Here is a 26,786-nt window from a genome sequence, read left to right as displayed (position 1 = left end):
TTACATGAGCGTCTCAGCCCCTGAGGGTGGAAGCCTCCGGGGCGTCGGTCACCGGTGCACCGGTGACGGCAGAGCTGTCAGTCTGATGACCGGGGACGTGAGGAGGCCGATTGCCACGGTGGCGGAGCCGATCGCCGCGATGGTCAGGGCGCCCTGGCCGCCGAGTTCGCCGGTCAGGAGGCCGGCGGTCAGGCCGCCGAGGGCGCCGCCGCCGAACAGCAGGGTGCGGAAGGCCGCCGTCATCCGGCCCATCATCGACGCGGGAGTGCTCGTCTGCCGGAGGCTGACGATGATGACGTTGGCGACGCCGAGGCCGAGGTACGTGACGAAGAAGGACGCGACGCACATCGCGATCACCACCGGCCGGGGCCCGGTGGCGGCGGCGATCAGGCTCGGGCCGAGCAGCAGGGCCGACTGGGCCACCAGGTAGACGCGTCCGAGCCGGAACCGCCTGATGACCCGTCCGGACATCAGCGCGCCTATCAGGCCGCCCACGGAGGCCGTGGCGAAGATACCGCCGAGCGCCGACGAGGAGAGATGCAGGTCGCGGGTGCCGTGGAGCAGGAACATCGTCCACACGGTGATCATGGAGAAGTTGCAGCAGAACCCGACGAGCGCCAGGGCCCGCAGGATCCTGTCCTTCATGACCCAGTCGAGGCCGTCCCGCAGCTCCCGCCAGACATGCCGTCGCGCACCCTGCTCCGGACGCGGCTCGGGCGTTCGGATGAGCAGCAGGGAGACCACGGACACCAGATACGAGAAGGCGTCCACGATCAGCGCCACCGGTGCGGTCAGCGCCGACACCAGCACACCCGCGAGCCCGGGCCCCGCCACATCGGCCGCGGAGGAGCTGACGCCCATCTTCGCGCTCGCCTCGACGTAGTTGGCGGGGTCGCGGACCAGAGTGGGCACGTACGACATCCAGCTCACGTCGAACAGCACCGACGCGACACCGACGGCGCACGCGATGACCGTCAGGGTGACCAGGTCGAGGGCGTCCGCCCAGTACAGGGCGGGGACGAGCGCCAGCAGGACCAGCCGGACGAGGTTCGCGGCGAGCATGACCCTGCGCCGGCGGACCCGGTCCACCCACACCCCGAAGATCAGGGCGAGGCCGAAGTAGGGGGCGAGTTGCAGGAACCGCAGCAGTCCCACCTGCTCGTCGCTCGCCCCGAACGCGCGGATGGCGGTGAGGGGCAGGGCGAGGGTCGTCACCTGGGTGCCGAGCAGCGAAACGGTCTCTCCCAGCCAGAACTTGAGGAAGTCGCCGTTGCGCCACAGGCTCTCCGGCGGTGCCGCGGCATCCGTCTCCGCTTCGGCCGTGTCGAGGAGCGATTCTCCAGCAGGGTGAGAAGCGTTACTCTCATGTCTCATGTCTGACAGTAGCAGTACTGGTGCACTGGTGGAGATCCTCCGCCAGGAGATCGCCCGGCTCTCGCCCGGCGACCGGCTGCCCAGCAGCCGGGAGTTGACGGGACGTCACGGCGTCAGCCCGGTGACCGTGTCGAGGGCGTTCGCCCAACTGGCCGCCGAGGGCGAGGTGGTGACCCGTCCGGGCAGCGGCACCTACGTCGCCCCGCGCCGCGCGCGCACGGCCGCCGACGCTCCGGACACCTCCTGGCAGGCGGTGGCACTCGCGGGTCGTGACTTCGACCCGGGCGCCGCGGACGGCCTGTCTGATCCGCTGCCCGCCGGGGCGATCGCCATGGCGGGCGGCTATCTGCACCAATCACTGCGCCCCGAAAGGGCGTTGACCGCGGCACTGGCCCGTGCGGCCCGTCGCCCCGACGCCTGGGACCGGGCACCCGCCGCAGGCCTCGCACCGCTGCGCGCGATCTTCGCGCGGGCGGCGGGCGGCGGGGTCGGCCCGGAGGACGTTCTGGTCACCGGCGGCGGCCAGGGCGCGCTGTCGATGGTGTTCCGGGCGCTGGCCGCGCCGGGCAGCCCGGTGCTGATGGAGTCGCCGACGTACCCGGGCGCGCTGGCCGCCGCCCGCGCGGCGGGGCTGCGCCCGGTGGCCGTACCGATGGACGACGACGGCATCCGCCCCGACCTGCTCGCCGACGCCTTCGCCGTGACCGGGGCCCGGCTGCTGTACTGCCAGCCCACCTTCCACAATCCGACCGGCGCCGTGCTCGCGCCGGTGCGACGCCGCCAGGTCGTGGACGTGGCCCGGGCCGCCGGGGCGTTCCTCGTCGAGGACGACTTCGCCCGCCATCTCGGCCACGGCGGTCCGGTGCCGCGTCCGCTGGTCGCGGACGACCGCGACGGCACGGTGGTCCACCTGACCTCGCTGACCAAGCCGGCCTCGCCGAGCCTGCGCATCGGGGCGGTGATCGCCCGCGGACCGGTGATGCGCAGGCTGCAGGGGATGCGCCGGGTCGACGACTTCTTCGTCGCCAGGCCCCTGCAGGAGGCCGCGGTGGAGTTGGTGAGCACGCCGCCGTGGGACCGGCATCTGCGCTCCCTCTCCACGCAGTTGAGGGAACGTTGTGCGGTGCTGGCCGGGGCCCTGGCGCGCGAGCTGCCCGACTGGACGCCGACCCGGGTCCCCACGGGCGGCCTGCATCTGTGGGTCCGGCTCCCGCCCGGCCTGGAGGACTCCGCCGTCGCAGACGTGGCACGGGCGCACGGCGTGGCGGTCAACCCGGGCGCCCGCTACTTCCCCGCCGAGCCACCGGGCACCTACCTGAGACTCGGCTTCGCGGCCTCCGCGGACCCCGCCGACCTCACCGAGGGCGTCCGCCGCCTCGCCGAGGCGGCGAGGGCGTACACAACGGCATGAGGCGCGGCGACCCGCCTCGGATTCAGCCGTCGTGAACCACCGTGATGTGCCGCTCGGGACCGGGGACTTCGAGCTCATCGAGCACGGCGACGGCAAGGTCCTCCGCGCTGATCCATGACCGGCCGTCGGCACCGGTGAGCAACGTGTCCGTGCCGCGCCGGTAGTGGCCGGTACGGTCACCGGGTTCGAGCAGGGCCGGCGGGCTCAGGTAGACCCAGTCGGCGGCCGAATGGGCCTGGCAGGCCCGCAGTTGGGCGATCCCGGCGGCGGCGACGGCCTGGAACTCCGCCGGCACGTGGGCCGGGTTGTCGGCGACCAGCAGTTCCCGGTCACCGGGGCTGCGCAGCGCACCGGCGCCGCCGACCACGAGGACCCGCATCCCGAGCCGTGCGGCGAGGTCCAGCACCGTACGGGTGGTGCCGACCAGGAACTCCTGGTCGGCCGGCACGGTCCGCACGGCGAGCACCACAGCGTCCGCGGCGGATCCGGCCAGCGCCTCGCGTACGGCGTCCGCGTCGTTCGCGTCGAGCGCGACCGGCGTCACGTCCGGGTCCTCACTCGCGGGCTTGCGGGACAGGGCCAGCACCCGGTGTCCCCGGGCCCGGGACTCGGTGATCACCCTGCTGCCGACCATCCCGGTGGCGCCGAGCACGGCGATCGTCATGCCTGTCTTCATCGTTCTTGCTCCTCGGAAGGTTGAGCTGCGGAGGGTTGAGCTGGGCCGCGAGCAGCGCGGCCAGGGCGAGGACGAAGCCGAGGGTCTGGAGCAGACTCAGGGACTCGCCCAGCGCAAGGCCTATGACGGTCGCGACCAGCGGAGACAGCAGCACCAGCGCTGCGGACGCGCCGACCGGCAGCCTGCCGATGCCGCGGAACCAGAGCGTGTACGCGATCAGCCCGGCCATGCTGCCGAGCCACAGGTAGCCGCCCGCCGCCGCGGCGTCGATCCGCTGCGGCACCCCCTCGATCGCGAAAGTGAGCGGCAGCATCAGCAGGCCGCCGGCCGTCAGCTGCCAGCCGGTCAGGGTCAGCGGACCGACCCCCGCGGGGCGGCCCCAGCGCTTGGTGAGGACGACCCCGCCGGCCATGATCGCCGTATGCCCGAGGCCGGCGAGCACGCCGACGGCGTCCAGCCGGGCCTGTGGCCCCAGCACGACGAGTCCGACGCCGACCACGCCGAGCACACCCCAGGCCAGCCGCCAGGCCGTCGGCCGCTCGTGGAGCAGCACGGTGGCCAGCCCGGCGATCAGCAGCGGCTGGGCGGCGCTGAGGGTGGCGGCGACACCGCCGGGGAGGCGTTCGGCCGCCAGGAACAGCAGGGGCATCCCGCCGATGTTGAGCACGCCGAGGACCGCGGCCTTCCGCCACCAGTCCCCGCGCGGGAGCACACGGGTGATCGCCAGCGCGATCAGCCCGGCGGGCAGGGCACGCATCAGCCCGGCGAACATCGGGTGCCCGGGCGGCAGCAGCCGGGTGGTGACGACGTACGTGGTGCCCCAGGAGGCGGGACCGAGCGCGGTCAGGGCGACGTCTGCCGCCCGCTGCGCGGACGGGGAAGGCATGCGAGGCATGTCATGAAGTCTCGGCAGCGCCACCATCATGAGTCCAACACATGGTTGTCATGGCAGCCATGAACGACAACGATCGATCCCCGTGGATCTCCAGCAGATGCGGTACGTCGTCGCCGTCGCCGAAACCCGCAACTTCACCCGTGCCGCGGAACGCTGTTTCGTCGTGCAGTCCTCCCTCAGTCACCGGATCGCCGCCCTGGAACGGGAGCTGGGGGTCACCCTGTTCGCCCGGTCCAGCCGCCGGGTGGAGCTGACCAGCGCCGGAGCGGCGTTCCTCGTCGGCGCGCGCGAGTGCCTGGCCGCAGCCGACCGCGCGGTCGCCGACGCTGCCGCCGCGACCGGTGTCGTACGCGGCCGGCTCCGCGTCGGCGTGATCGTGACGACGGCGGCGGTGGACGTGCCCGAGCTGTTGCAGCGGTACCGCGCCCGGCATCCGGACGTGCGCGTCGGCCTGCGCTCCGGGCGCAGCGACGAACTGGCGGCGGCGGTCCGGGACGGCGAGCTGGACATCGCCTTCCTCGGCCTGCCGGAGGGCGAGCGGCCGTCCGGCGTGGAGACCGTCGTCCTCGCTCGCGACGAGCATGTGCTGGCGGTGGCGGCCGGGCACCGGCTGGCGGGCGCCTCCCCGGTCACCCTGGCGGACATCGCCGAGGAGACGTTCGTGGACTTCGTGGCCGGGACGCCCGCCCGGGCCCAGTCCGACCGGGCGTTCGCCGCCGCGGGCCTGGTGCGCGACGTGGCGTACGAGGCCGGGGTCGTCGAGCTGATCACCCGGCTGATCGCGCGCGGGCTCGGCATCGCGCTGCTGCCCTCGGCGTTCATCCGCCCGCTGGCCGCCGAGGACCCCGGGCTGGCGCTGGTCCCGGTGGTGGACGGGCCGCATCGCGTGGAGTACCTGGCGTGGAGCCGGTTCAACCCGAGCCCGGCCACCCGCGCGATGCTCGACGTCCTCGGCGTGGCCGGACCGGCGTCAACGGCGTCCTGACCCACCGTGTCGCGACCCACACGCAGCAGGCTTTGCATGGTCATGCATTAAGGCGCATACTCTTCCCATGTCCAAGGTCCTCACCTCCCTCCCCGCCGGCGAGCGCGTCGGCATCGCCTTCTCGGGCGGTCTCGACACGTCCGTCGCGGTCGCGTGGATGCGTGACAAGGGCGCCGTCCCGTGCACGTACACCGCCGACATCGGCCAGTACGACGAGCCCGACATCGCCTCCGTGCCCGGCCGCGCGAAGACCTACGGCGCCGAGATCGCGCGCCTGGTCGACTGCCGGGCGGCGCTGGTCGAGGAGGGCCTGGCCGCGCTCGCCTGCGGCGCCTTCCACATCCGCTCGGGCGGGCGGACGTACTTCAACACCACGCCGCTGGGCCGTGCCGTCACCGGCACGCTGCTGGTCCGGGCGATGCTGGAGGACGGCGTCCAGATCTGGGGCGACGGCTCGACCTTCAAGGGCAACGACATCGAGCGGTTCTACCGCTACGGCCTGCTCGCCAACCCGCACCTGCGGATCTACAAGCCGTGGCTGGACGCGGACTTCGTGACCGAGCTGGGCGGGCGCAAGGAGATGTCCGAGTGGCTGCTCGCGCACGGCCTGCCGTACCGCGACAGCACCGAGAAGGCGTACTCCACCGATGCCAACATCTGGGGCGCCACGCACGAGGCCAAGACCCTGGAGCACCTGGACAACGGCATCGAGACCGTCGAGCCGATCATGGGCGTACGGTTCTGGGACCCTGAGGTCGAGATCCTCCCCGAGGACGTGACGATCGGCTTCGAGCAGGGCCGCCCGGTGACGGTCAACGGCAAGGAGTTCGGCTCCCCCGTCGATCTGGTGATGGAGGCGAACGCCATCGGCGGCCGGCACGGCATGGGCATGTCGGACCAGATCGAGAACCGGATCATCGAGGCCAAGAGCCGCGGCATCTACGAGGCCCCGGGCATGGCCCTGCTGCACGCGGCGTACGAGCGGCTGGTCAACGCGATCCACAACGAGGACACCCTCGCCCAGTACCACAACGAGGGACGGCGCCTCGGCCGGCTGATGTACGAGGGCCGCTGGCTGGACCCACAGGCGCTGATGGTGCGCGAGTCGCTCCAGCGCTGGGTCGGCGCGGCCGTCACCGGCGAGGTGACGCTGCGGCTGCGGCGCGGCGAGGACTACTCGATCCTCGACACCACGGGCCCCGCGTTCAGCTACCACCCGGACAAGCTGTCGATGGAGCGCACCGCGGACTCGGCCTTCGGCCCGGCGGACCGGATCGGCCAGCTCACCATGCGCAACCTCGACATCGCCGACTCCCGCGCCAAGCTGGAGCAGTACGCCGGGCTCGGCCTGATCGGCACCGGCAGCCCCGTCATCGGCGCCGACCAGGCGGCGGCGACCGGCCTGATCGGCACCATGCAGGAGATGCCGGAGGGCGGTGCCGAGGCCATCGCCTCCCGCGGCGAGGTCTCCGAGGAGGAGGAGATCCTGGACCGCGCCGCGATGGAGTCCGGCACGGACTGACCTCCGCCCTGGCGTCGGGGACAATGGGTGGCCGATGCCAGGGCCCACGAAGAGGAACCGATGCCCCCGCGCAAGCGAGCCACCCCCGGCCAGGCCGGGCTGCCCGATGTCTCCAGCACCAAGGAGATCCAGGACATCCTGTGGAAGGCGGCGGACAAGCTCCGCGGTTCCGTGGACGCGGCACAGTACAAGGAGTTCGCGCTCGGCCTGGTCTTCCTGAAGTACGTGTCCGACGCGTTCGCCGAGCGCCGGGCCGAGCTGGCCGCCGACCCCGAGCTGGCGGAGACACCGGACCAGTACACCCGTAAGGACGTGTTCTGGGTGCCGCCGACCGCGCGCTGGGAGCACATCGCCGAGCGCGCGGCCGGCGCGGACGGCGGCATCGGTCTGCTGCTGGACGACGCCATGGACGAGGTGATGCGGGCCAACAAGGCCCTCACCGGTGTCCTGCCGAAGATCTTCAACCGGGACAACGTCGACCAGCACCGTCTGAAGGAACTGGTCGACCTGATCGGCGACGCCCGCTTCACCGGGCACGGCGACCGCCCGGCGCAGGACGTGCTCGGCGAGACGTACGAGTACTTCCTGGAGCGCTTCGCGCGCGCCGAGGGCAAGCGGGCCGGCGAGTTCTACACTCCCGCGAGCGTGGTCCGGCTGATCGTGGAGGTGCTGGAGCCGTACGAGGGCCGGGTGTACGACCCGGCCTGCGGTTCCGGGGGCATGTTCGTGCAGTCCGGCAAGTTCGTCGCCGAGCGGCGCGGCCGGGACCACAGCCACGACATCGCGGTCTACGGCCAGGAGGCCAACGAGCGCACCTGGCGGCTGGCGAAGATGAACCTCGCCATCCACGGCATGGACCCCAAGGGCGTCGGCGAGCGCTGGGCCGACACCTTCGCCGAGGACAAACTGCCCGATCTCCAGGCCGACTTCGTGATGGCGAACCCGCCGTTCAACATGTCCGACTGGATGCGCAGGGCGGACGACCCGCGCTGGAAGTACGGCGTCCCGCCCCAGTCGAACGCCAACTTCGCCTGGCTCCAGCACATCGTGTCCAAGCTGGGCGACCGCGGCTCGGCGGGCGTGGTGCTGTCCAACGGCACGCTGACCTCGCAGCAGAACGGCGAGGGCGACATCCGCGCCGCGCTGGTCGACGCCGACCTGGTCGCCTGCATGGTCGCCCTGCCCGGCAACCTGTTCCGCACGACGGCGATCCCGGCCTGCCTGTGGTTCCTCACCAGGGACAAGACCTCGCAGGGCGCGAAGGCGCTGGAGGACCGGCGCGGGGAGGTGCTCTTCATCGACGCGCGGTCGGTCGGCACGATGGTCGACCGCACGGAGCGCGTCTTCACGGACGCGGACCTGGAGCGCATCTCCGACGCCTACCACGCCTGGCGTGGCACCAAGTCCGCGAAGGAGAAGGGCCTTTCGTACGAGGACGTGCCCGGTTTCTGCTACAGCGCCACGCTGGAGGAGATCGCCCGGCACGACCACGTGCTCACCCCGGGCCGGTACGTCGGCACCGCCGAAGCCGCCGAGGACCCGGACGCCGAGCCCCTCGACCAGCGCGTCGCGCGGATGACCAAGCAGCTGTTCGACCGGCTCGACGAGTCCGCGCGGCTGGACGCCGTACTGCGCGAGCGGCTGAGCGGGGTGACCACCCTTGCGTGAGGTGCCGTTCGGGGACCTGCTGAGCGAGCCGCTGCGCAACGGGGTCAGCTACCCGACCAAGCTGCGCGGCTCCGGCATCCCCATGGTCAACATGGGCGAGGCCTTCGCGTACGACGTGATCACGGACCAGGAGTGCGAACTGGCGCCCCTGACCGAGAAGGAGAAGGAGCGGTTCCTGCTCCAGGAGGGCGATCTGCTGTTCGTCCGCCAGTCCCTGAAGTACGAGGGCGCCGGGCACTGCGTGTACGTGGGGCCGGGCAGTGGCCCGCGCACCTGGGAGAGCCATCTGATCCGCGCCCGGATCAAGGAGTCGCTGGCCGATCCGCGGTTCTACTACTACTACTTCCGCTCCCCCGCCGGGCGCAGCAGCATGGAGACGATCATCCACCAGGTGGCCGCGGCGGGCATCCGGGGCAGCGAACTGCGCGGGCTTCCCGTGCCGCTCCCCTCGCTGCGGGAGCAGCGGGCCGTCGCGGCGGTCCTCGGGGCGCTGGACGACAAGATCGACGCCAACGCCCGGATCACGGAGTCCGCCGACGAGCTGCTCCAACTCCTCTACCGGTCCGCCTTGTCGGAGCCGGGCGCCCGCGAACTGCCGCTGTTCGAGGCGCTGGAGCTCACGTTCGGGGCGCCGTTCGCGTCGGCGGAGTTCAACTCCGACGGGCTCGGGCGGCCGTTGCTGCGCATCCGCGACCTGAAGACGTTCCGCCCGCAGATCTGGACCACCCAGCGGCTGGACAAGGAGCTGGTCGTGGCGCCCGGGGAGACCGTGGCCGGCATGGACGCGGAGTTCCGCCCCACCTTCTGGCTGGGCGAACCGGCCCTGCTCAACCAGCGGGTGCTGCATGCGAAGTCCCTGGTCGGCGGGGGTTCCGTGCTGTGCCGGGAGGCCCTGCGCGGGCCGCTGGCCAAGGTCGAGAACTACAAGACGGGCACGACCGTGGCCCATCTGAACAAGCGGGACCTGGCCACGCTGGCCGTGCGGGTGCCCGGCCCGGACGCGGTCGCCTCCTTCGCGGCGGCGGCCCAGCCGCTGCACGACCGGATCGTGGCCGCCGCGGCCGAGTCCCGCTCGCTCGTCGCGTTCCGCGACACCTTGCTGCCCCAGTTGATCTCCGGCAGGCTCACGTGTTCCCTTCGGGATCCCTGGTGATGTGTCGTCGTTCGGCCTCATGCCGGGTGTCGGTGTCGTATATGAGTGCGTAGATCGAATGCGTGACCTTTTCGCGGGAGTGTCGTTGATCGAATGACAGCACCACGTGGCAGCGAGGCGAGGGGGTGCCGGTGAGCCGGAGACTGCCGTTGGGTGAGGGCGAGGTGGCCCGCACCGCCTGTGCCCGTGGTCTGCTGCGGACGGGGGTGGTGGAGCAGTCGGGCGAGGTGCTGTCGGCCGCGGTGCCGGCCCAGCGCATGGGCTGGGCGGCGGATCTGGTGTCCGGCATGGTCGCTGATCTGCTGGCCGCGCACTGGAACGCCACCGACGTGAGCACGCTCGCCTCCGGTGTGGACGCGGTAGGCCGTGCGCTGCCGTCGAACGCGTGGATGGCGCTGCGACGCCTGGGCTGGACCGTCGGCGCGGCCGAGGGCATCCGCGTCAATGACCGGATCGTGCGCATGGCCCAGGAGACCGCCGGGCGCACGCTGCGGTCGGCGAAGTGGCGGGCCGACCTGACCGCCGGGATTCTCGCGGCGTGGCCCGCCGATGCGGGCAGGCGCACCCCGGCCGAGTGGGATGCCGTCCGTGAGGCCGTCCCCGGCGGCCGGGATCTGCCGTCCAGCGTGGTCAGGTCCCGGACCCGGCAGATCGCCGCCTTCGTCACGAAGCACGGCCGGTTGCCGGTCGATGTGTTCGAGCTGGAGGCCGCACCCCGCACGGCGCGGATGCTGCTGCTGTCGGCTTGTGACGGGCAGCAGGCGTCGATCGCGCGTGGTGATGATCCGGGCCGGGCGCTGCTGCAGTTGCAGCTGCCTACGCGCCCCGGCCCGCGCTCATACGGCGACTGGATGTGGGTGGCCTGCCCCATCAAGCTGCCGCCGACCGTCCCGCCCGGCGCGGTACTGCACCTGCCTACCCTGCGCATCCACCAGGGCCGGGTGAGGGCCGACCTCGCCTACACCCACGCCGTGCCCATGGCCCGGCGCAGTGGCCACACCATCGCCCTCGGCGTGGACTGGGGGCTGAACACCCTGCTCAGCGCGGGCGCGGTCCGCCTGCACGACGACGGGAAGATCACCGCTCTCGGCGCAGGTGGGATGTTCCGCGCCTCTGGTGTGCTGGCCAGACAGCACCGGCTGCGCCGCGAGAGCGAGCACCTGCATACCAAGGCCGGCCACTACGAACGCCTCATCGCCGGAAACGACACGCATCCGCTGACGGTCCAACAGCAGGTGCTCGCCGAGGAGCTCCGGCACGTCTCCAACCGCCGCTCCCACCTCAACGACGCCCTCGCCTGGTCCGCCGCACGCTGGACGGTCGGTCAGGCCATCACTGCCCGTGCGACCGTGATCTACGTCGAGGACCTCCGCTCGATGGAAGCCCGGGGCATGGGCCGCACCCTCAACACCCGCCTGTCCCAGCAGGTACGCGGGCAGATCGTGGACCGGATGCGGCACCTGGCCGCCGAGGCGGGCATCGCCGTCGTCACCGTCCCCGCCTGCGACACCTCCCGGCACTGCCCCCACTGTCTCGTCCCGCTGCGCCACCGCAAGGCCCCCGACCGGCCCACCACACACGGCTGGAAATGGGCCGTCTGCCCGAATCCAGAGTGTGGCTGGCAAGGCGACCGCGACATGGGGGCCTGGCAGCGCATCGCCGCGCGTGGCCTGGCCCACCAGACCAAGACCGTGACCGACCGCGCCACCGGCACCATGGTCATCCGCTCGGTGGCGGACAAGCTCGAAACTCAAGCCGTGGTCACCCCGGCCACGAAGACCAGCCGGAAGGACCGGTCCAAGACCGGCCCCACTCGGCGACAGACAACACGCCCCGCGCCCAGGCGACGCAGGGCACCCTCCCCCACCAGACCCACAGGTTCGGCGGGACAGCGTCCGGAGGGACACGCTCACACGGGCCGGATGAGGCTGCCCCGCGCAGCCCACCGGCACCAGGGCGTGACGACGATCAGCACACCCACCACCGGCCGACACCTGCCACGAGGAGCGGCACTGGGTGCAGGATTCCACCTGCACGCCCACGCCACCCCGCCACGGTGGGCACCACCCATGCCAGACACTCTGTCTTGCATGGGATCGCTTAGCTGATCAGAGACGCTGCGCGTGGGGGACGTGGTGGGATGACGGTGCCGGGGGAAGCTGACCGAGTCCGTGTGGGAGCGGCTCGCGTTGCAACAGCTCGCCGGGCTCGGCTGGACGGAGCTGCGCGGCGAGGACACCGCCCCCGGCAGCGGCCGACGCGCGGGCTGGGACGACCTGGTCCTGCACGACGAACTCCGGGCGGCGATCGAGCGGTTGAACCCCAGTGAACTCTCGACGTGGCCGGTGCAGACGGTGCAGATCCGTACCAAAAGCCGAGGTCACAGCAGTTGAGAGAAGCGATTCCCCACCCCGCTGAAGCGAGGCGCCCCCTCGCGGACATCGGATGGAGACCTTCGCGCAGGAGTGGGCGCCGCGGGCGAATTAGGCCCCGGCGGCCGGGTCAGTCCAGCTGGAGGCGGTCCGCGAGGCCGGCCGCCGTGAACGCCTTCACCACGTCCTCCCGGCTCTCGGTGAAGTGCCCCCAGCTGTCGCAGTGGACCGGCACGACCCGGTGGGCGCCCAGGATCTCGGCGGCGGTGGCGGCCTGGGCGGAGTCCAGGACGAGCAGGGCGCTGTCGAAGATCTCCGCGATGCGGGGCGCCCCGGCGAACAGCACGGCGGTGTCGACCGGGCCGAACCGGTCGGCGACCTCGCGCACCAGGTCCAGGGAGGCGTTGTCACCGCTGACGTAGACCGTGGGCAGGTCGGGCGAGGTGAGGACGAAGCCGATGACCTGGCCGGTGACCGCCTCGGCGCCCTCGGGGCCGTGCAGGGCGGGCGCGCCGGTGACGGTGAGGGTGCCGCCGTCGGGGCGGGTCAGCTCCACGGACTGCCAGGGCGCGAGGCCCTCGGCGGTGCCGCCGAGGCGGACCGCGCCGCCGGTGGTGGTGAAGGTGCGCGGCACGTCGGCGAGCAGGGCACGGCCGGAGGTGTCGAGGTTGTCGGGGTGCTCGTCGTGGGAGAGCAGGACGACGTCGACCGGGCCGAGGTCGGCCAGCGGCGTGCGGGGCGGCGCGGTCTTGGTGAGGGACCGGCCGTCACCCCGCGCGTAGTCGCCCGGGTCGTCGAAGGTGGGGTCGGTGAGGAGGCGCACACCGCCGTACTCGATCAGGGCGGTCGGGCCGCCGAAGACGCGGACCGGTATGCGCTCGCGGGACGCGTCAAAGTCGGGAGCAACAGAAGTCATGACGAACACCTCACGGATGTAGTGGCGTCTATCCGTGAGAGACAGTAGACCGTTCTCACGGATGGGCGCAAGGCGTACCATGAGATTCATGAATGGGAGCAACGGGAGCACGGCCGCCGAACTCGCCCCGGCGCCGGGCGCGGAGCAGCATCCCGCCCTCGACCTCGCCAACAGCGCCCCCGCCCTGGCCAGCGGCCAGAGGCTCGACCTGCTCGGCACACCCGCCGCCGCGAACCGCTGGCTCACGGAGCACGGGCTCGCCCCCGAGGACGCCGGCCTGCGCGAGACCTGCGCGTCCCAGCTGCGCGCCCTGCGCGAGCAGATCCGCGCGCTGCTGTCCGCCCGGGTCGAGAACCTCCCGGCCCCGAAGAGCGCCCTGGACGCCGTCAACGACGCGCTCACCCGCGCGCCCGCGGCCTCGCTGCTCCACTGGCACCCCGACCGGGGCCTGTACCGGGAGGCCGCCCACCCGACGGCCCAGATCATGGAGCACGCCCTGGCGGCCCTCGCTGCCGACGCCGCCGACCTGCTCACCGGCGCCGACGCCGACCGCCTCACCGCCTGCGGATCCAGCCCCTGCAACCGCTACCTGCTGCGCCACGGCCGCCGCCACTGGTGCTCCACCCGCTGCGGCGACCGCGCCCGCGCGGCCCGCGCCTACGCCCGCCGCACCGCCCGTACGGAGAGTTGACGCACCGCCCGCACGGAGAGCCGGAGCACCGAAGCGTGGCGGATACAAGCACCCTTAAGCCCTGAAATGACATGAACCGTTCACCGGTGGTCCTCCTGTGTCGTGGCGATCCGAAAACAACCAGCCATTGACTCTCCCCGCATGGGAACGGTCGTTCCCGCACATGTCGCTGCAAGTTGCCGCATGTCGCAGGCATGAGGGGGCCACACTTGGTGTCCGCGGTAGAGGGATCCGGCAGAGCGGAACCCAGCAGATCCGAAGAACCGGAAAGACCCGAACAACCTTTGCCCCGCAAGGCGTACGCCACCCGCGGCATCGGGGACCGGATCTTCCGCTGGCAGTTGACCGCCACCGGCGTCACTGTCCTCGCCATCATGGCCGCGGTTGGCCTGTTTCTGCTGCTCAGAGCGGGACAGGCGCTACGGGCACGAGGGTTCGCGTTCCTCACGACCACCGAATGGCAGCCGGACGTCCACCAGTTCGGCATCGCCGCCGTCCTCACCGGCACCCTGCTCATCGCAGCAGTCGCCGTGACGATCTCCGTACCGCTGGCCGTGGGTACCGCGCTGTTCATCACCGATGTGGCCCCGCGTCCGCTGCGGCAGACCCTCGTGGCCATGGTCGACCTGATGGCGGCCGTACCCTCCGTGGTGTACGGGCTGTGGGGGCTGTTCTTCCTCCAGCAGCACGTGATCGGCCTGTCGCGCTGGCTGAACGACTGGCTCGGGTGGATCCCGCTGTTCCATGTGGACGGCACGCAGGCCGGGGAGCCGCTGGCCTCCGACAGCGTCTTCACCGCCTCCACCTTCGTCGCCGGGATCGTCGTCGCCCTGATGGTCGCGCCGATCCAGTGCTCGGTGATGCGCGAGGTGTTCGCGCAGGCCCCGGCCGGTGAACGGGAGGGCGCGTACGCGCTCGGCGCGACCCGCTGGGGGATGATCCGCGCGGTCGTCCTGCCCTACGGCATGGGCGGGATCATCGGCGGCACCATGCTGGGGCTCGGGCGGGCGCTCGGCGAGACCATCGCCGTCTACCTGATCATCTCGCCGGTGTTCAGCATCCAGTGGCACGTCCTGCAGACCGGCTCGAACTCGGTGTCCTCGCTGATCGCCCTGCACTACGGCGACGCCTCCACCTTCGGTATGTCGGCGCTGATGGCGGCGGGCCTGGCGCTGTTCGTGCTCACCCTGGCGGTCAACTTCACCGCCTCCTCCATCGTGGCCCGCTCCCGGTCCGGCGCGCAGAGCGAGGCATGAGATGACCGTCGTGGAAGACACCGTGGTGGAACAGGCCGTCGAGGCCGTCCCCGCCCCAGCCGTCAGTGAACTGCCCGACGTGCCTCGCCGCATCGGCGGACTCACCCGCTCCGGCGTGCTGTCCCTGACCGGCGCCGCCGCCTCCGGGTACTGCACCGCCGTGTTGCTGTTCGGCCAACTCGCCGCCTTCTCCGGCGCGTTGGGCTTCACGGTCACGGCGTACCTCGCCTTCCTCCTCATCTACGCCGTGCTCACCGGCCTGGAGGAGAACGGGCAGGCGGTACGCGACCGGGTGATGACCGTCGTGCTGTGGAGCGCGGCCACGCTGCTGTTCACCGGGCTCTTCATGGTCGTCGGCTTCACCGCCTGGCGCGGCCGGGAGGCGCTGCCGCACTGGAACTTCTTCACCCAGGACATGCAGGCCGCGGGCCCCCTCGACCCGCTCAGCAACGGCGGCATCGCGCACGCCATGCTCGGCACCCTCATCATGATCACCATCGCCCTGGTGATCACGGTCCCGCTGGGCCTGGCCTGCGCGGTGTACCTGAACCAGATCCCCGGGCGCTTCTCCCGCTTCGTGCGCACCATCGTCGAGGCGATGACCGCGCTGCCGTCGATCGTGGCCGGCCTGATGGTGTACGCCGTCTGGATCCTCAACCTCGGCATGGAGAAGTCCGGGCTCGCGGCCGGGTTCGCGATCAGCGTGATGATGCTCCCGATCGTGATCCGGGCGTCGGACGTCGTACTGCGGCTCGTACCGGGCACGCTGACGGAGGCGGCCGAGGCCCTCGGCGCGCCGCGCTGGCGGACCGTGTGGCACGTGGTGCTGCCCACCGCGCGCTCCGGCCTCGCCACCGCCGTCATCCTCGGCACCGCACGCGGCATCGGCGAGACCTCCCCCGTGCTGCTGACGGCCGGATTCACGGCCGCGCTCAACGCGGACCCGACGAGCGGCCCGATGGTGTCCCTGCCGCTCGCCGTCTTCAACTTCGTCAAGTCGCCCGAGCCGACGATGATCGCCCGCGGTTTCGGCGCGGCTTCGGTGCTGATGGCGCAGGTGCTGGTGCTGTTCGCGATCGCCCGTGTCATCGGCGGCCGGGGCCCGGGCCACCAGAACAAGCGCCAGGCCCGCAGGGCGCAGCGCGCCTCCCGCAAGGACGTGGAGCGCTTCGCGGAGCTGCACGGGCCGAAGCTCAGCCTCTTCGGCCCCGAGCCCGCCGAGCCCGCCGATGCCCCGCGGCCGGACACCACCCCCGTACCGGACACCACCGAAACCGCAGCCGACGGAGACACCCTCTGATGCTCAGCCATCTCACCAGACGCCTGCGCAGCCTGGGCATCCTCGCCGCGCTGCTCAGCATCCTCGCCGGTACGGCCTCCGCGCCTGCCGCCGCCGACAGCTACACGCCCATCGCCGGTGCCGGCTCCACCTGGGCCGAGAACGCCGTCGACGAGTGGCGCCGCGGCGTCAACCAGTACGGCATGCGGATCAGCTACGCCGGCAACGGCTCCTCCGACGGCCGCCGCCAGTTCCTCAGCGGCACCGTGGACTTCGCGGTCTCGGACATCCCCTTCCAGACGCACCCGACCGACGGCTCCGCCGCCGAGCGCCCGGCCCCCGGGTCCTACGCGTACATGCCGATCGTGGCCGGCGGCACCGTCTTCATGTACCACCTGACGGTCAACGGCCGGCGGGTCACCAACCTGCGCCTGTCCGGGGACGTCGTCACGAAGATCTTCACCGGGGTCATCAAGACCTGGGACGACCCGGCGATCCGGGCCGACAACCCGGGTCTGATGCTGCCGCACCGCCCCGTCGTCCCGGTCGTCCGCTCCGACGGCTCCGGCTCCACCGCCCAGTTCACGCTGTGGATGGCCAACCAGCACAAGGCGTTGTGGCAGGCGTACTGCCACAAGGTCGGCCGCTCGGGCGCCTGCGGGCAGACCTCGTACTACCCGACCGTCCCCGGCATGATCGCGCAGTCCGGTGACCTCGGCGTCGCGGGTTACGTCGCGCAGAACTACGGTGAGGGCGCGATCGGTTACGTCAACTACTCGTACGCGCTCCACGCGCACTACCCGGTCGCCAAGGTCCTCAACCACGCCGGCTACTACACCGAGCCGACCCCGCAGAACGTCGCGGTCTCGCTGCTCAAGGCCCGGATCAACACGGACAAGAGCTCTCCGGACTACCTCACCCAGCAGCTCGACGGCGTCTACAACGACACCGACAAGCGCAACTACCCGCTGTCCAGCTACTCGTACATGATTCTGCCGCTGACCGTGCAGGGCACGTTCACGAAGGTCAAGGGCAGGACGCTGGGCGCGTTCGCCTACTACTTCATGTGCCAGGGCCAGCAGCAGGCACCCAAGCTCGGCTACTCGCCGCTGCCGATCAACCTGGTCAAGGCCGGCTTCCAGCAGATCCGCCGGATCCCGGGCGTGTCGGCACAGAACATCGACATCCGGCGCTGCAACAACCCGACGTTCACCCCCTCCGGGCACAACCGGCTCGCCGAGACCGCTCCCTACCCTGCGGAGTGCGACAAGAAGGGTGCCCCGCCCTGCACCACGGGCAGTGGCGGCGCCAAGTCCGGTGGCAGCGGCGGCAGTTCGGGCGGCGCCTCGGGCGGTGACGCGGCCGGTGGCGGCGCGGCGTCCGGGGGTGCCGGCGGGCCGGTCGTGGACCCCGACACGGGCCAGACCCTCGCACCGGGCGGCGGCTCGGCCGCCGGTGGTGCCAGTGGCGGCACCGGCAGCGGCGGCGGCACCGCCGGTGCCAGTGGCGGTGCCGGTGGGACCGCGGCCGACGGGACCGTCGCCCTCGCCCAGCCGGTCGCCGTCGCCGCCGGGCACGGCTGGACCAGCACCCAGACGCTGATGCTGCTCGCCGTCGTCCTGGTCCTCGGCCTGCTCCTGCTGCCCTCCACGGTGTCCCGCCTGGTCGGCTCCCGCTCCGGGCTCGACCGCGCCAACGGCCGTTCCACCGAGGGGAGTTCGGAGTGACTCCGCAGCGCACTCCCGGCCGTACCCGCACCCGCGTCCGGCGCGCCCTCGCCCGCGTGGTCGCCGGCGCCGCCGTCGGCGCCCTGGCCGGGCTGGCCGTGGCCCAGGCCGCCCCGGCGGCCACGGCCGCACCCGCGGCGCGGTCCGCGTCGTCCGACGGCAGCGGCTCCGCCGTCACCGTCTCCGGGCGCGGCGAGTTCAAGAACATGAAGTTCACGGTCGGCCAGACCACCCACCTCACCAGCCAGGCGATCAAGGTCTCCTGGACCGGCGGCACCCCGACCACGTTCGCGGGCACGCTGTTCAACACCGACTTCGTGCAGATCATGCAGTGCTGGGGCGACGACGACCACTCCGTCCCCGGCAACCCCGGCCCGCCGCGCACCCAGTGCGAGTACGGCGCCTCCCCGACCACCAACCGCAGCAGCTGGCCCGGCACCGGGATGGACGACACCCGCCAGGTCTTCTACAGCGCCGAGCCCACCAACTACGGCCAGGACGACCGCTACGGCGCCGACAACCCCAACGCCCCGGCCGATGTGCCGTTCCGCGCGGTGGACGGCACGGTGATCACCACCGGCACCCAGAACAACCCCTTCTTCAACCGCAACACCACCAACGAGGTCGACTTCGCCCGCACCGGCGACGGCGGCAACGGGGAGGAGTACTTCGAGACGCAGACCGCGCTCGAAGCCCCGCACCTGGGCTGCGGCGCCCTCGTCAAGGCGGGTGGCACGGCCAAGCCCCGCTCCTGCTGGCTGGTGATCGTCCCGCAGGGCCACCTCGACCTGGACGGCGCGCCGTACGCCGACCACAGCCAGGTCAACGCGGGCTCCCCGGTCTCCTCCACCAACTGGAAGAACCGCATCGCGATCCCGCTGCACTTCAACCCGGTCGGCTCCAGCTGCGCCCTGGGCGCCAAGGAGCGCCCCACCACCGGCAGCGAACTCGCCGCGGACGCCATGACCAGCTGGCAGGCCGCGCTGTGCCCGACCGGCAAGGTCTTCGGCTACACGCAACAGGGCGAGCCGGACACCCGCTCCCAGCTCGCCGCGGACGGTTCCTCGGGGCTCGCCTTCACCACCCGCGCGCTGGGCGCCGACGACGGCACGACGGCTCCCTCGGGCACGACGACGTACGCGCCGGTCGCCCTGTCCGGTGCCGTCATCGCGTTCACCATCGAGCGCAGGCCCATGGCCGACGCCCCGGACGACATCCGCAAGCGCGCCGGCACCAAGGTCGAGTCGATCAAGCTCACCCCGCGCCTGGTGGCGAAGCTGCTCACGGAGTCGTACCGCAACTCGCCCTGGGGCGCGGTGCTCGGCGACAAGGTGGCCAAGGGGTACGACTGGGTGAAGAACAACCCGGCCGGCCTCGCGACCGACCCCGAGTTCATCGCGCTCAACCCCGAGTTCGCGCATCTGTCGGTCGCCGAGACCCCGGCCACCGACACCGACCTCATGACCTCGCTCGACCACACGGACACCGCCCGCGCGCTGTGGCAGTGGATCATGGGCGACAAGGAGGCCCGGCAGTTCCTCTCCGGGGTCTCCGACAACGGCATGATGGTGAACCCGTACTACAGCACCAACCCGGAGTGGAGCGCCACCGGTAACACCTTCGACCCGGCGCACACCGACGACTTCCCGAAGTCCGACCCCTGGTGCACGGTCCTGCCGGGCACCGGCGCCCCCAAGGAAGCCCTGCAGTGCATGGGTGACTTCCACCCGTACGTCGAGGACATGCACAGCGGCGCCCTGCACACCCGGCGCGCCGACAACCTGTGGAAGTCGATCTGGGACGAGCTGGGCAACCCGCCCGCCTACAAGTCCCCCGGCCCGCAGATCGTCGGCTCCCGGTTCGTCATCACGGTCACCGACGCGGCCTCAGCCGCCCGCTACAACCTCCAGACGGCCCAGCTGCGCAACGCGGCGGGCAAGTTCGTCGCCCCCACCGAGGCGGCGCTGACCGAGGCCGCGAAGAGCGCCGGCGGCAAGGACGTCGCCGAGATCACCCCGGCGAACGCCACGGCGAAGGGCGCCTACCCGCTCGCCCAGCTGGTGTGGGCCGCAGCCCGGCCCGGGTCGCTGAAGCCGAACGCCCGCGCGGACTACGCGGCACTGCTGAAGTACGCGGCCGGCGCGGGCCAGGTGCCCGGCACCGACCCGGGCCGGCTCCCGGTGGGCTACGCCCCGCTCTCCGCCGGCCTGCGCGAGCGCGCGCTGAAGGCCGCCGACGCCCTGCTGCACTACACCGGCCCGGGTCCCGCCGGGGACGACGGCGACGCGGGCAGCACCTCCGGCGGCGGCTCCGGCGGAAGCACCGGCGGCGCCGGTTCGGGCGGCACGGCCTCCGGCGGACCGTCGGGCGACGGCGGCACGGGCCAGAGCCCCGACGCCTCGGCGTCCCCGGACGCGCAGCCGTCGTTCGACGGCGGCAAGGCCGTGCAGACCACCGCCGCGGGCATGACGCCCGGCGACCCCTCGAACCCGCTGCGGTACGCCGTCCCGGCCGGGGCCGCGCTCGGCGCCGTCGCCGGTCTCGGCGCGCCCTTCGCGGGCGGTCGCCGACTGCGGCTGCCGCTGCGGGTGACCCTGCCCTCGGGCCGCACGGTGACCGTGATCCCGGCCCTCACCCTGCCGGAACGGCTGCGCGGACCGCGTCCGTGACCACCGGCACCCCCTAGACGGCCGCCCGCCCCGACAGGCACTCGGGGCGGACGGCCCGTACCACCCTGCCAGATCCCTCGCACACCTCCGCACTGACAACAGGAGACCTTCGATGCGCAGAACGCGCTCTACTGCGGCGCTCGTCGCCGCCGCCGTGGTGGCCGGTGGCCTGGCCCTGGCGAGCCCCGCCCAGGCCGACCCCACCCCCGCCGGCACCTTCCGCAAGCTGGTCGGCGTGGGCTCCGACACCACCCAGGACGTGCTCAACGCCCTGGCCGGTGACACGGTGAACAAGAAGAGCTACGCCGACACGGCCGTGAAGTCGGCGAGCGGTGCGGGCATCGCCTCCTACGACGCGATCGAGCCCGGGACCGGCTCCACCACCTCCTCCATCCGGACCCGGTCCGGCGGCCCGACCTTCGCCCGCCCGAACGGCTCCACCCAGGGCAAGCAGGCCCTGTCGATGGCGCTGACCGGCGACAACTGGCCGAAGCCCGACACCGGCGTCTCCATCAAGGGCCAGGTCGACTTCGCCCGCTCCTCCAGCGGCCCGAGCACCTCCGGCACCGCGCTGACGTACATCCCGTTCGCGCGCGACGCGGTGGGTGTCGCGGTGCGCGGCGCGGGCCTGGACAACCTGACGGTGGACCAGCTGCACCAGCTGTACATCCCGGGCTCCGACCACAAGCTGAACGGTGTCGTGGTGCACCCGCTGCTCCCGCAGGCGGGCTCCGGCACCCGTAAGTTCTTCCTCAACGTGATCGGTCTGGACGAGAGCACGGTCGACCCGGCCATCCCGACCGTCCAGGAGAACCAGGCCGACGCCGCGCTCGACCAGGACAACACCCTGGTCCCGTTCTCCGTGGGCAGCTGGATCGCCCAGAACAACGGCATCGCCCCCGACTACAGCACCCAGGCGGTGGCGAACGGCGCCCGGCTCGCGTCCGTGGTGCTGCCCGGCGCCACCGTTGCCACCAGCCCGGTGAAGACGGAGAACGGCCAGGTCGTCCCGGTCACCGACTACTACGACAACGCCACCTTCGGCCGCGACGTCTACAACATCGTGCCGTCCCGGGCGATCGACCCGACCGGCATCTTCTTCGACAAGGACCTCTACGACGTCTTCGTCACCAGCGGCACCCACAAGGCCGGGCTGGCCTCCGACTCCGCCGAGAAGGTCATCGCGAGCTTCGGCTTCGTGAACGAGCCGTACAACGGCTCGGTCAGCGTGGCCAAGCACGCCAAGCTGGGCGGTCTGGAGGAGTCGGGCATCGACGCCTCCACGCCCGCCGCCCCCGCCTCAGTGAAGGCGGCCCCCGGTGACGCGAGCCTGAAGCTGTCCTGGACGGCCCCGCCCGCCCGCGGTCTGGCGCTGACCGACTACCGCGTCCGGCTGACCCGCGCCGACGGCACCGTGGCGGCCGTCAAGGACGTTCCGGCGTCCGCCACCTCGCACACCTTCACGGGTCTGGCGGCCGGCACCTACACCGCCACGGTCGCCGGCGCCAACCTCAACGGCACCGGCGCGACCGGCACCGTGACGGCCACGGTCAAGTACGCGAGCACCGTCAAGGCGACCGCGGCGACCACCGCGTACGGCAAGGTGCCGAAGGTGGCCGTCGTCGTCACCGGCTCGCACGGCGTGGCCCCGGCCGGCAAGGTCACGGTGAAGGAGGGCGCCACGGTCCTCGGCACCGGCACGCTGGACGCCTCCGGCAAGGTCACCATCGGCCTGTCGAACCACCTCAAGGTCGCCACGCACACGCTGACCGTGTCCTACGCAGGCAGCGGCAAGCTCTACACGTCCCACGCGACCGTCAGCCTGAAGATCACCAAGGCGACCGCGTCGCTGTCCACCACCGCGCCCTCCACGGTCAGCCACACCGCCCAGGCCAAGGTCGGCGTCAAGGTCACCGCGGCCGGCACCACCCCGACCGGCACCGTGCGCATCTACGAGGGCACCAAGCTCCTCGCCACGGGCACGCTGAACCGGGGCGCCGTCACGATCACCCTCCCGAAGCTGGCCCGCGGCACGCACACGCTGCACGCCGTCTACGCCGGCTCCTCGACGGTGAACGCCAAGACCGGCGCGAACTTCACCATCAAGTCCACCTGATCCACCGGCCGTCGGGGGAGGCGGGACGCTCCCGCCTCCCCCGGCAGCCGCCGTACGACCCTCCAGGACTTTCCACGACTCCCTATGAACAGCGAAGGAGGCGGGCCGCCGTGACCGCCGCCGTACCGACCGCGCTCGCACCGGCCGCGCCCGGCGTCCGGGTGCGCGGCGTCACCGCCGTACGCCATCTGGCCCGCGGCGGTCTGCTCAGCCTCGCCGCGCTGCTGCTCGGCATCACCGTCCAGCTGCTGGTGCTCAGCGGCATCCAGGAACACAGCGCGCAGCACGCCGCGTTCGACGAGCTGCGCAACCAACTCGCCCTGGGTACCGCCCCGGTGGCCCAGACCGACCAGCAGGGCCAGTTGCTGGCGCCCGGCACGCCGCTGGCGCTCATCGACGCGCCCCAGGTGGGACTCTCCCAGGTCGTGCTCGAAGGCACCGACTCCTCCGTGCTGACCGACGGCCCCGGGCACCGCCGGGACACCCCGATGCCCGGCCAGGCCGGCACCAGCGTGCTGATGGGCCGCGCGGCGGCCTACGGTGGCCCGTTCGGGCACCTGGCCGACCTCGCCGCGGGCGACACGCTCACCGTGACCACCGGGCAGGGCAAGGCGAAGTACAAGGTCACCGACGTCCGCCGGGCCGGCGACCCCGCCCCGGCCCCCCTCGTCTCCGGCAAGGGCCGCCTGGTGCTGGTGACGGCCAGCGGGCCGCACTTCATGCCGAACGGGGTGCTGCGGGTCGACGCCGACCTGGTCTCCGCGCCGTTCCAGACGCCGGCCGCGGTGATCCGCTCCGGCACCCTGCCCGCGTCCGAGGAGCCGCTGGCCCGCCCGTCCGGAGTGCCGTGGCCGCTGGTGATGTGGCTCCAGGCGCTGCTGCTCACGGCCGTCGCCGCGGTGTGGACCTGGCACCGCTGGGGCCGCCACCAGACCTGGCTCGTCTTCGCGCCGGTCGTCACGGTGCTGGGCCTGCAGGTGGCCACCCGCACGACCGAACTGCTCCCGAACCTGCTGTGACCGAACCCGCCAGGACCGAACCTGCCGGAACCGAACCCGCCGTGACCGACCCCGCCCCGAGGTGGCCCCGATGACCGACACCGCCTTTCTGCCCGCCACGGACCCGACGGACCCCACGGACCCCACGGATGCCGCAGCCCCCGAGGCCCCCGCCGGGCCCGGCCCCGCCACCCTGGAGGCCCGCGCGGTCTCGGCCTGGTTCGGCAGCCATCAGGTGCTCAGCCGTGTCTCGCTGACCATGCCCGCGGGTCGCGTGACGGCCCTGATCGGCCCCTCCGGCTGCGGCAAGTCGACGTTCCTGCGCACGCTCAACCGCATGCACGAGATGATCCCCGGCGCGGCCTTCGGCGGCGAGGTGCTCTTCGAGGGCGAGGACATCTACGCACCCGAACGGCGGCTGACCGAGGCCCGGCGCCGTATCGGCATGGTCTTCCAGAAGCCGAACCCGTTCCCGGCCATGTCGATCTACGACAACGTGGTGGCGGGCCTGAAGCTGACCGGCGTCCGGGCGGGCCGCCGGGAGAAGGACGAGCTGGTGGAGGAGTCGCTGACCCGCGCCGGCCTGTGGAAGGAGGTCCGCGACCGCCTCCGCCAGCCGGGCGGCGCGCTCTCCGGCGGCCAGCAGCAGCGCCTGTGCATCGCCCGCGCGCTGGCCGTACGCCCCCGCGTCCTGCTCATGGACGAGCCGTGCTCGGCGCTCGACCCCACCTCCACCCGCCGCGTGGAGGAGACGATCGGCGAGCTCGCGGGCCAGGTCACCATCGTGATCGTCACGCACAACATGCAGCAGGCGGCGCGCGTCTCCGACCAGTGCGCCTTCTTCCTCGCCGAGCAGGGCACGCCCGGCGGCATCGTCGAGCACGGCGACACGGAGCAGATGTTCTCCACCCCGGCGGACCAGCGCACGGCGGACTACGTCGCGGGCCGCTTCGGCTGATCCGCCGCCCTCGGACCGCTGGAGCGCGGCCTGGTCAGGGTGCGGGACATGCTGACCCGCCGGCCCTGGCCCACCGGCGGGCCCGGCTAGCCTGTCCACGACGTGCACACCGTGCACACCCTCCGGCCGAGCACGCCGGACACGCCGAGCAGCTGGGACACAGCTTCATGACCACCGCGGTCGTCGTCGGCGGCGGGCCCAACGGGCTCGCCGCGGGGGCCCTGCTGGCCAAGGCGGGCCTTGAGGTCACCCTCCTGGAGGCCGCCGCCGAGACCGGCGGAGGCACCCGCAGCTACGAGGCCCTCGTCCCCGGCCTGTTGCACGACCACTGCTCGGCCATCCACCCCATGGCCGTCACCTCTCCCGCGCTCCGCGCGCTGGACCTCGAACGCCACGGACTGCGCTGGGTGCTCCCGGAGGTCGACTGCGTCCACCCGCTCGACGACGGCACGGCCGGCGTCCTGCTGCGCTCCGTGGCCGAGACCGCCCGCGGCCTGGGTGTGGACGGCGGGCGGTACCGAGCACTGTTCGAACGGCCGGTGCACCACTGGGACGCCCTGGCCGACGACGTCATGGGCCCGCTCCTCCGCGTCCCCCGGCACCCGCTGCTGCTCGCGCGTTTCGGCCTGCCGACACTGGCGCCGGCCGCCGCCCTGGCGCGCCTGTTCCGCACCCCGCAGGCACGGGCGCTGTGGGCCGGGGTCGCGGCGCACGCGTTCCGCCCGCTGTCCGCTCCGCTCAGCTCCGCGATCGGCCTCGGCATCCTCACCGCCGGTCACGCCGCCGGCTGGGCCGCCGCGGAAGGCGGGTCGGGCGCCATCGCCCGCGCCATGGAACAGGTGCTGCGGGTGCACGGCGGCAAGGTCCACACCGGGGTACGGGTCACCGACCGCGCGCAGATCCCGCCCGCGGACGTGACCCTGCTGGACCTCGACCCCGGCCAGGTCGCCGCCCTCTACGGCGACCGGCTGCCGCCCCGGGCGCGGGCCGCCTATGAGCGCTTCCGACGCGGCCCCGGCGCGTACAAGCTCGACCTGGCGGTCGAGGACGGCGTGCCCTGGACCAACGAGGAGGCCCGCCGCGCCGGCACCGTCCACGTCGGCGGCACGTTCGCCGAAGTCGCCCACGGGGAACGGGAGGTGGCGGCGGGCCGCATGCCCGACCGCCCGTTCGTCCTGGTCGGACAGCAGTACCTGGCGGACCCGGCACGCTCGGTCGGGAACGTGCACCCGGTGTGGACGTACGCGCACGTCCCGCACGGCTACGACGGGGACGCGACGGAGGCGGTGCTGCGGCAGCTGGAGCGCTTCGCGCCGGGGGTGCGGGAGCGCATCCTGGGCGTCCGCGTGACCCGGCCCGCCGATTTCGCCTCGGCGAACGCCAACTTCGGCGGCGGGGACATCCTCACCGGCGCGAAGACGCCCCTGCGGCTCCTGCTCGGCCCGCGCGCGGCGCTCGACCCGTACGCCACCGGCGTCCCCGGCGTCTTCCTCTGCTCGGCCGCCACCCCGCCCGGCCCGGGCGCACACGGCATGTGCGGAGCGGGCGCGGCAGCGTCGGCACTGCGGCACCTCGGCGTGCGCGGCGGGTGACGGGTCAGGCGGTGTGCTTGGTGACAAAGTCGGCGATGGTGTCCTGCATCTGCTGCAGCCCCGGCCCCGCACGGCGGCGAGCCGTGCGACCCTACGTAATGTAGGGTTCCCAACCGGCCACGGTCACACGTCTGTTCAACGGGGGACGCATGCAGGAGACACAAGCGGAAGCGAGTCCACCGGTGGAGGTCGACGTGCGCAGTCTCGCGCCGACGCTGACTCTGCTGGTCGTCAGCCTGATCATCGCCGCGATCGGCGTGTACGAGCTGTGCGGCTTCGGGCTGCACAGCCTTGCCCGGCGCCCGCACCTGTTCAGCGACGGCCTCGCGACCGGCGGAGTGATCGTCGCCGCGGTGGCGGCCGGGGCGGCGGCGGGCAACCTGGCCTGGCACCTGGTGGCAGCCCGGCGCGGCACACAGGAGCCGGGATGAGAACCTGTGCATCGGATATGCGCAACCCCTTATCCCCACTACCCTACGAGCTGTAGGGTCAGTGTTTCACCCCGTCCCCCTCCCCCAAGGTGACCAG

The 26,786-nt window shown here is 72.4% G+C and carries 21 protein-coding genes; 17 read left to right on the top strand and 4 right to left on the bottom strand.

Annotated elements, in window-relative coordinates:
- Positions 1-48: 48 nt before the first annotated feature.
- Positions 49-1,374, bottom strand: coding sequence for an MFS transporter (locus tag ACWD35_RS21190; protein WP_451352843.1), 1,326 nt, complete (start codon positions 1,372-1,374; stop codon positions 49-51).
- On the opposite strand from ACWD35_RS21190, the gene ACWD35_RS21185 reads away from it, so the two are divergent.
- Positions 1,373-2,785 carry an aminotransferase-like domain-containing protein gene (locus ACWD35_RS21185; protein WP_451352842.1) on the top strand — a complete coding sequence of 471 codons (1,413 nt, stop codon included), beginning with the start codon at positions 1,373-1,375 and terminating at the stop codon, positions 2,783-2,785. The genes ACWD35_RS21190 and ACWD35_RS21185 overlap by 2 nt on opposite strands.
- Before the next feature lie 22 nt (positions 2,786-2,807).
- On the opposite strand, the gene ACWD35_RS21180 is transcribed toward ACWD35_RS21185, so the two are convergent.
- Positions 2,808-3,449 carry an NAD(P)-dependent oxidoreductase gene (locus ACWD35_RS21180; protein ID WP_451352841.1) on the bottom strand — a complete coding sequence of 214 codons (642 nt, stop codon included), beginning with the start codon at positions 3,447-3,449 and terminating at the stop codon, positions 2,808-2,810.
- Positions 3,340-4,356: an EamA family transporter gene (locus ACWD35_RS21175; RefSeq protein ID WP_451352840.1), complete on the bottom strand. Its 1,017-nt coding sequence runs from the start codon at positions 4,354-4,356 to the stop codon at positions 3,340-3,342. The genes ACWD35_RS21180 and ACWD35_RS21175 overlap by 110 nt, the downstream gene beginning before the upstream one ends.
- An 82-nt stretch (positions 4,357-4,438) precedes the next feature.
- On the opposite strand from ACWD35_RS21175, the gene ACWD35_RS21170 reads away from it, so the two are divergent.
- The 6 genes from ACWD35_RS21170 to ACWD35_RS21145 all read left to right on the top strand — a co-directional run bounded on the left by ACWD35_RS21170 (position 4,439) and on the right by ACWD35_RS21145 (position 12,077).
- Positions 4,439-5,341: a LysR family transcriptional regulator gene (locus tag ACWD35_RS21170; protein ID WP_451352839.1), complete on the top strand. Its 903-nt coding sequence runs from the start codon at positions 4,439-4,441 to the stop codon at positions 5,339-5,341.
- 67 nt (positions 5,342-5,408) lie between these two features.
- On the top strand, positions 5,409-6,863 hold the full coding sequence (argG, locus tag ACWD35_RS21165) for an argininosuccinate synthase (protein WP_451352838.1): 1,455 nt from the start codon (positions 5,409-5,411) through the stop codon (positions 6,861-6,863).
- A gap of 60 nt (positions 6,864-6,923) precedes the next feature.
- Positions 6,924-8,531: a class I SAM-dependent DNA methyltransferase gene (locus tag ACWD35_RS21160; RefSeq protein ID WP_451352837.1), complete on the top strand. Its 1,608-nt coding sequence runs from the start codon at positions 6,924-6,926 to the stop codon at positions 8,529-8,531.
- A gap of 1 nt (position 8,532) precedes the next feature.
- Positions 8,533-9,684 carry a restriction endonuclease subunit S gene (locus tag ACWD35_RS21155; protein WP_451352988.1) on the top strand — a complete coding sequence of 384 codons (1,152 nt, stop codon included), beginning with the start codon at positions 8,533-8,535 and terminating at the stop codon, positions 9,682-9,684.
- Positions 9,685-9,815: 131 nt separating this feature from the next.
- Positions 9,816-11,792, top strand: a complete 1,977-nt coding sequence (locus ACWD35_RS21150) for a zinc ribbon domain-containing protein (protein WP_451352836.1) — start codon at positions 9,816-9,818, stop codon at positions 11,790-11,792.
- Between the two features lie 63 nt (positions 11,793-11,855).
- The gene (locus ACWD35_RS21145; protein WP_451352835.1) at positions 11,856-12,077 is read left to right on the top strand and encodes a hypothetical protein; all 222 of its coding nucleotides are present in this window, start codon (positions 11,856-11,858) and stop codon (positions 12,075-12,077) included.
- 109 nt (positions 12,078-12,186) lie between these two features.
- Here ACWD35_RS21145 and ACWD35_RS21140 read toward each other — a convergent pair whose 3' ends face one another.
- Positions 12,187-12,972: an MBL fold metallo-hydrolase gene (locus ACWD35_RS21140; protein WP_451352834.1), complete on the bottom strand. Its 786-nt coding sequence runs from the start codon at positions 12,970-12,972 to the stop codon at positions 12,187-12,189.
- Between the two features lie 79 nt (positions 12,973-13,051).
- On the opposite strand from ACWD35_RS21140, the gene ACWD35_RS21135 reads away from it, so the two are divergent.
- The 10 genes from ACWD35_RS21135 (at position 13,052) to ACWD35_RS21090 (ending at position 26,689) form a co-directional block, all read left to right on the top strand.
- Positions 13,052-13,663 (top strand): CGNR zinc finger domain-containing protein, encoded by a 612-nt coding sequence (locus tag ACWD35_RS21135; protein ID WP_451352833.1) that lies wholly within the window; start codon positions 13,052-13,054, stop codon positions 13,661-13,663.
- Between the two features lie 284 nt (positions 13,664-13,947).
- On the top strand, positions 13,948-14,919 hold the full coding sequence (pstC, locus tag ACWD35_RS21130; RefSeq protein WP_451352832.1) for a phosphate ABC transporter permease subunit PstC: 972 nt from the start codon (positions 13,948-13,950) through the stop codon (positions 14,917-14,919).
- A gap of 1 nt (position 14,920) precedes the next feature.
- Entirely contained in the window at positions 14,921-16,219 is a 1,299-nt protein-coding gene (gene pstA, locus ACWD35_RS21125; protein ID WP_451352831.1) for a phosphate ABC transporter permease PstA, read from the top strand.
- A complete protein-coding gene (locus ACWD35_RS21120) occupies positions 16,219-17,925 on the top strand; it encodes a phosphate ABC transporter substrate-binding protein PstS (protein WP_451352830.1) in 1,707 nt (568 codons plus the stop codon). Before pstA ends, ACWD35_RS21120 begins: the two co-directional genes overlap by 1 nt.
- The gene (locus ACWD35_RS21115; RefSeq protein ID WP_451352829.1) at positions 17,922-20,594 is read left to right on the top strand and encodes a hypothetical protein; all 2,673 of its coding nucleotides are present in this window, start codon (positions 17,922-17,924) and stop codon (positions 20,592-20,594) included. Before ACWD35_RS21120 ends, ACWD35_RS21115 begins: the two co-directional genes overlap by 4 nt.
- A 112-nt stretch (positions 20,595-20,706) precedes the next feature.
- Positions 20,707-22,710, top strand: a complete 2,004-nt coding sequence (locus ACWD35_RS21110; protein WP_451352828.1) for an Ig-like domain repeat protein — start codon at positions 20,707-20,709, stop codon at positions 22,708-22,710.
- A gap of 110 nt (positions 22,711-22,820) precedes the next feature.
- Positions 22,821-23,729 (top strand): sortase, encoded by a 909-nt coding sequence (locus tag ACWD35_RS21105; protein ID WP_451352827.1) that lies wholly within the window; start codon positions 22,821-22,823, stop codon positions 23,727-23,729.
- A 70-nt stretch (positions 23,730-23,799) separates the two neighbouring features.
- Positions 23,800-24,666 carry a phosphate ABC transporter ATP-binding protein PstB gene (pstB, locus tag ACWD35_RS21100; RefSeq protein WP_451352826.1) on the top strand — a complete coding sequence of 289 codons (867 nt, stop codon included), beginning with the start codon at positions 23,800-23,802 and terminating at the stop codon, positions 24,664-24,666.
- Between the two features lie 167 nt (positions 24,667-24,833).
- Positions 24,834-26,258: a phytoene desaturase family protein gene (locus ACWD35_RS21095; protein WP_451352825.1), complete on the top strand. Its 1,425-nt coding sequence runs from the start codon at positions 24,834-24,836 to the stop codon at positions 26,256-26,258.
- 149 nt (positions 26,259-26,407) lie between these two features.
- Positions 26,408-26,689 carry a hypothetical protein gene (locus ACWD35_RS21090; RefSeq protein WP_451352824.1) on the top strand — a complete coding sequence of 94 codons (282 nt, stop codon included), beginning with the start codon at positions 26,408-26,410 and terminating at the stop codon, positions 26,687-26,689.
- Positions 26,690-26,786: the final 97 nt, after the last annotated feature.

This window comes from Streptomyces sp. NPDC002671 (assembly GCF_053592475.1).
Note: the sequence above shows the minus strand (reverse complement) of the source record. Positions and strands in the feature narration are given on the sequence as shown.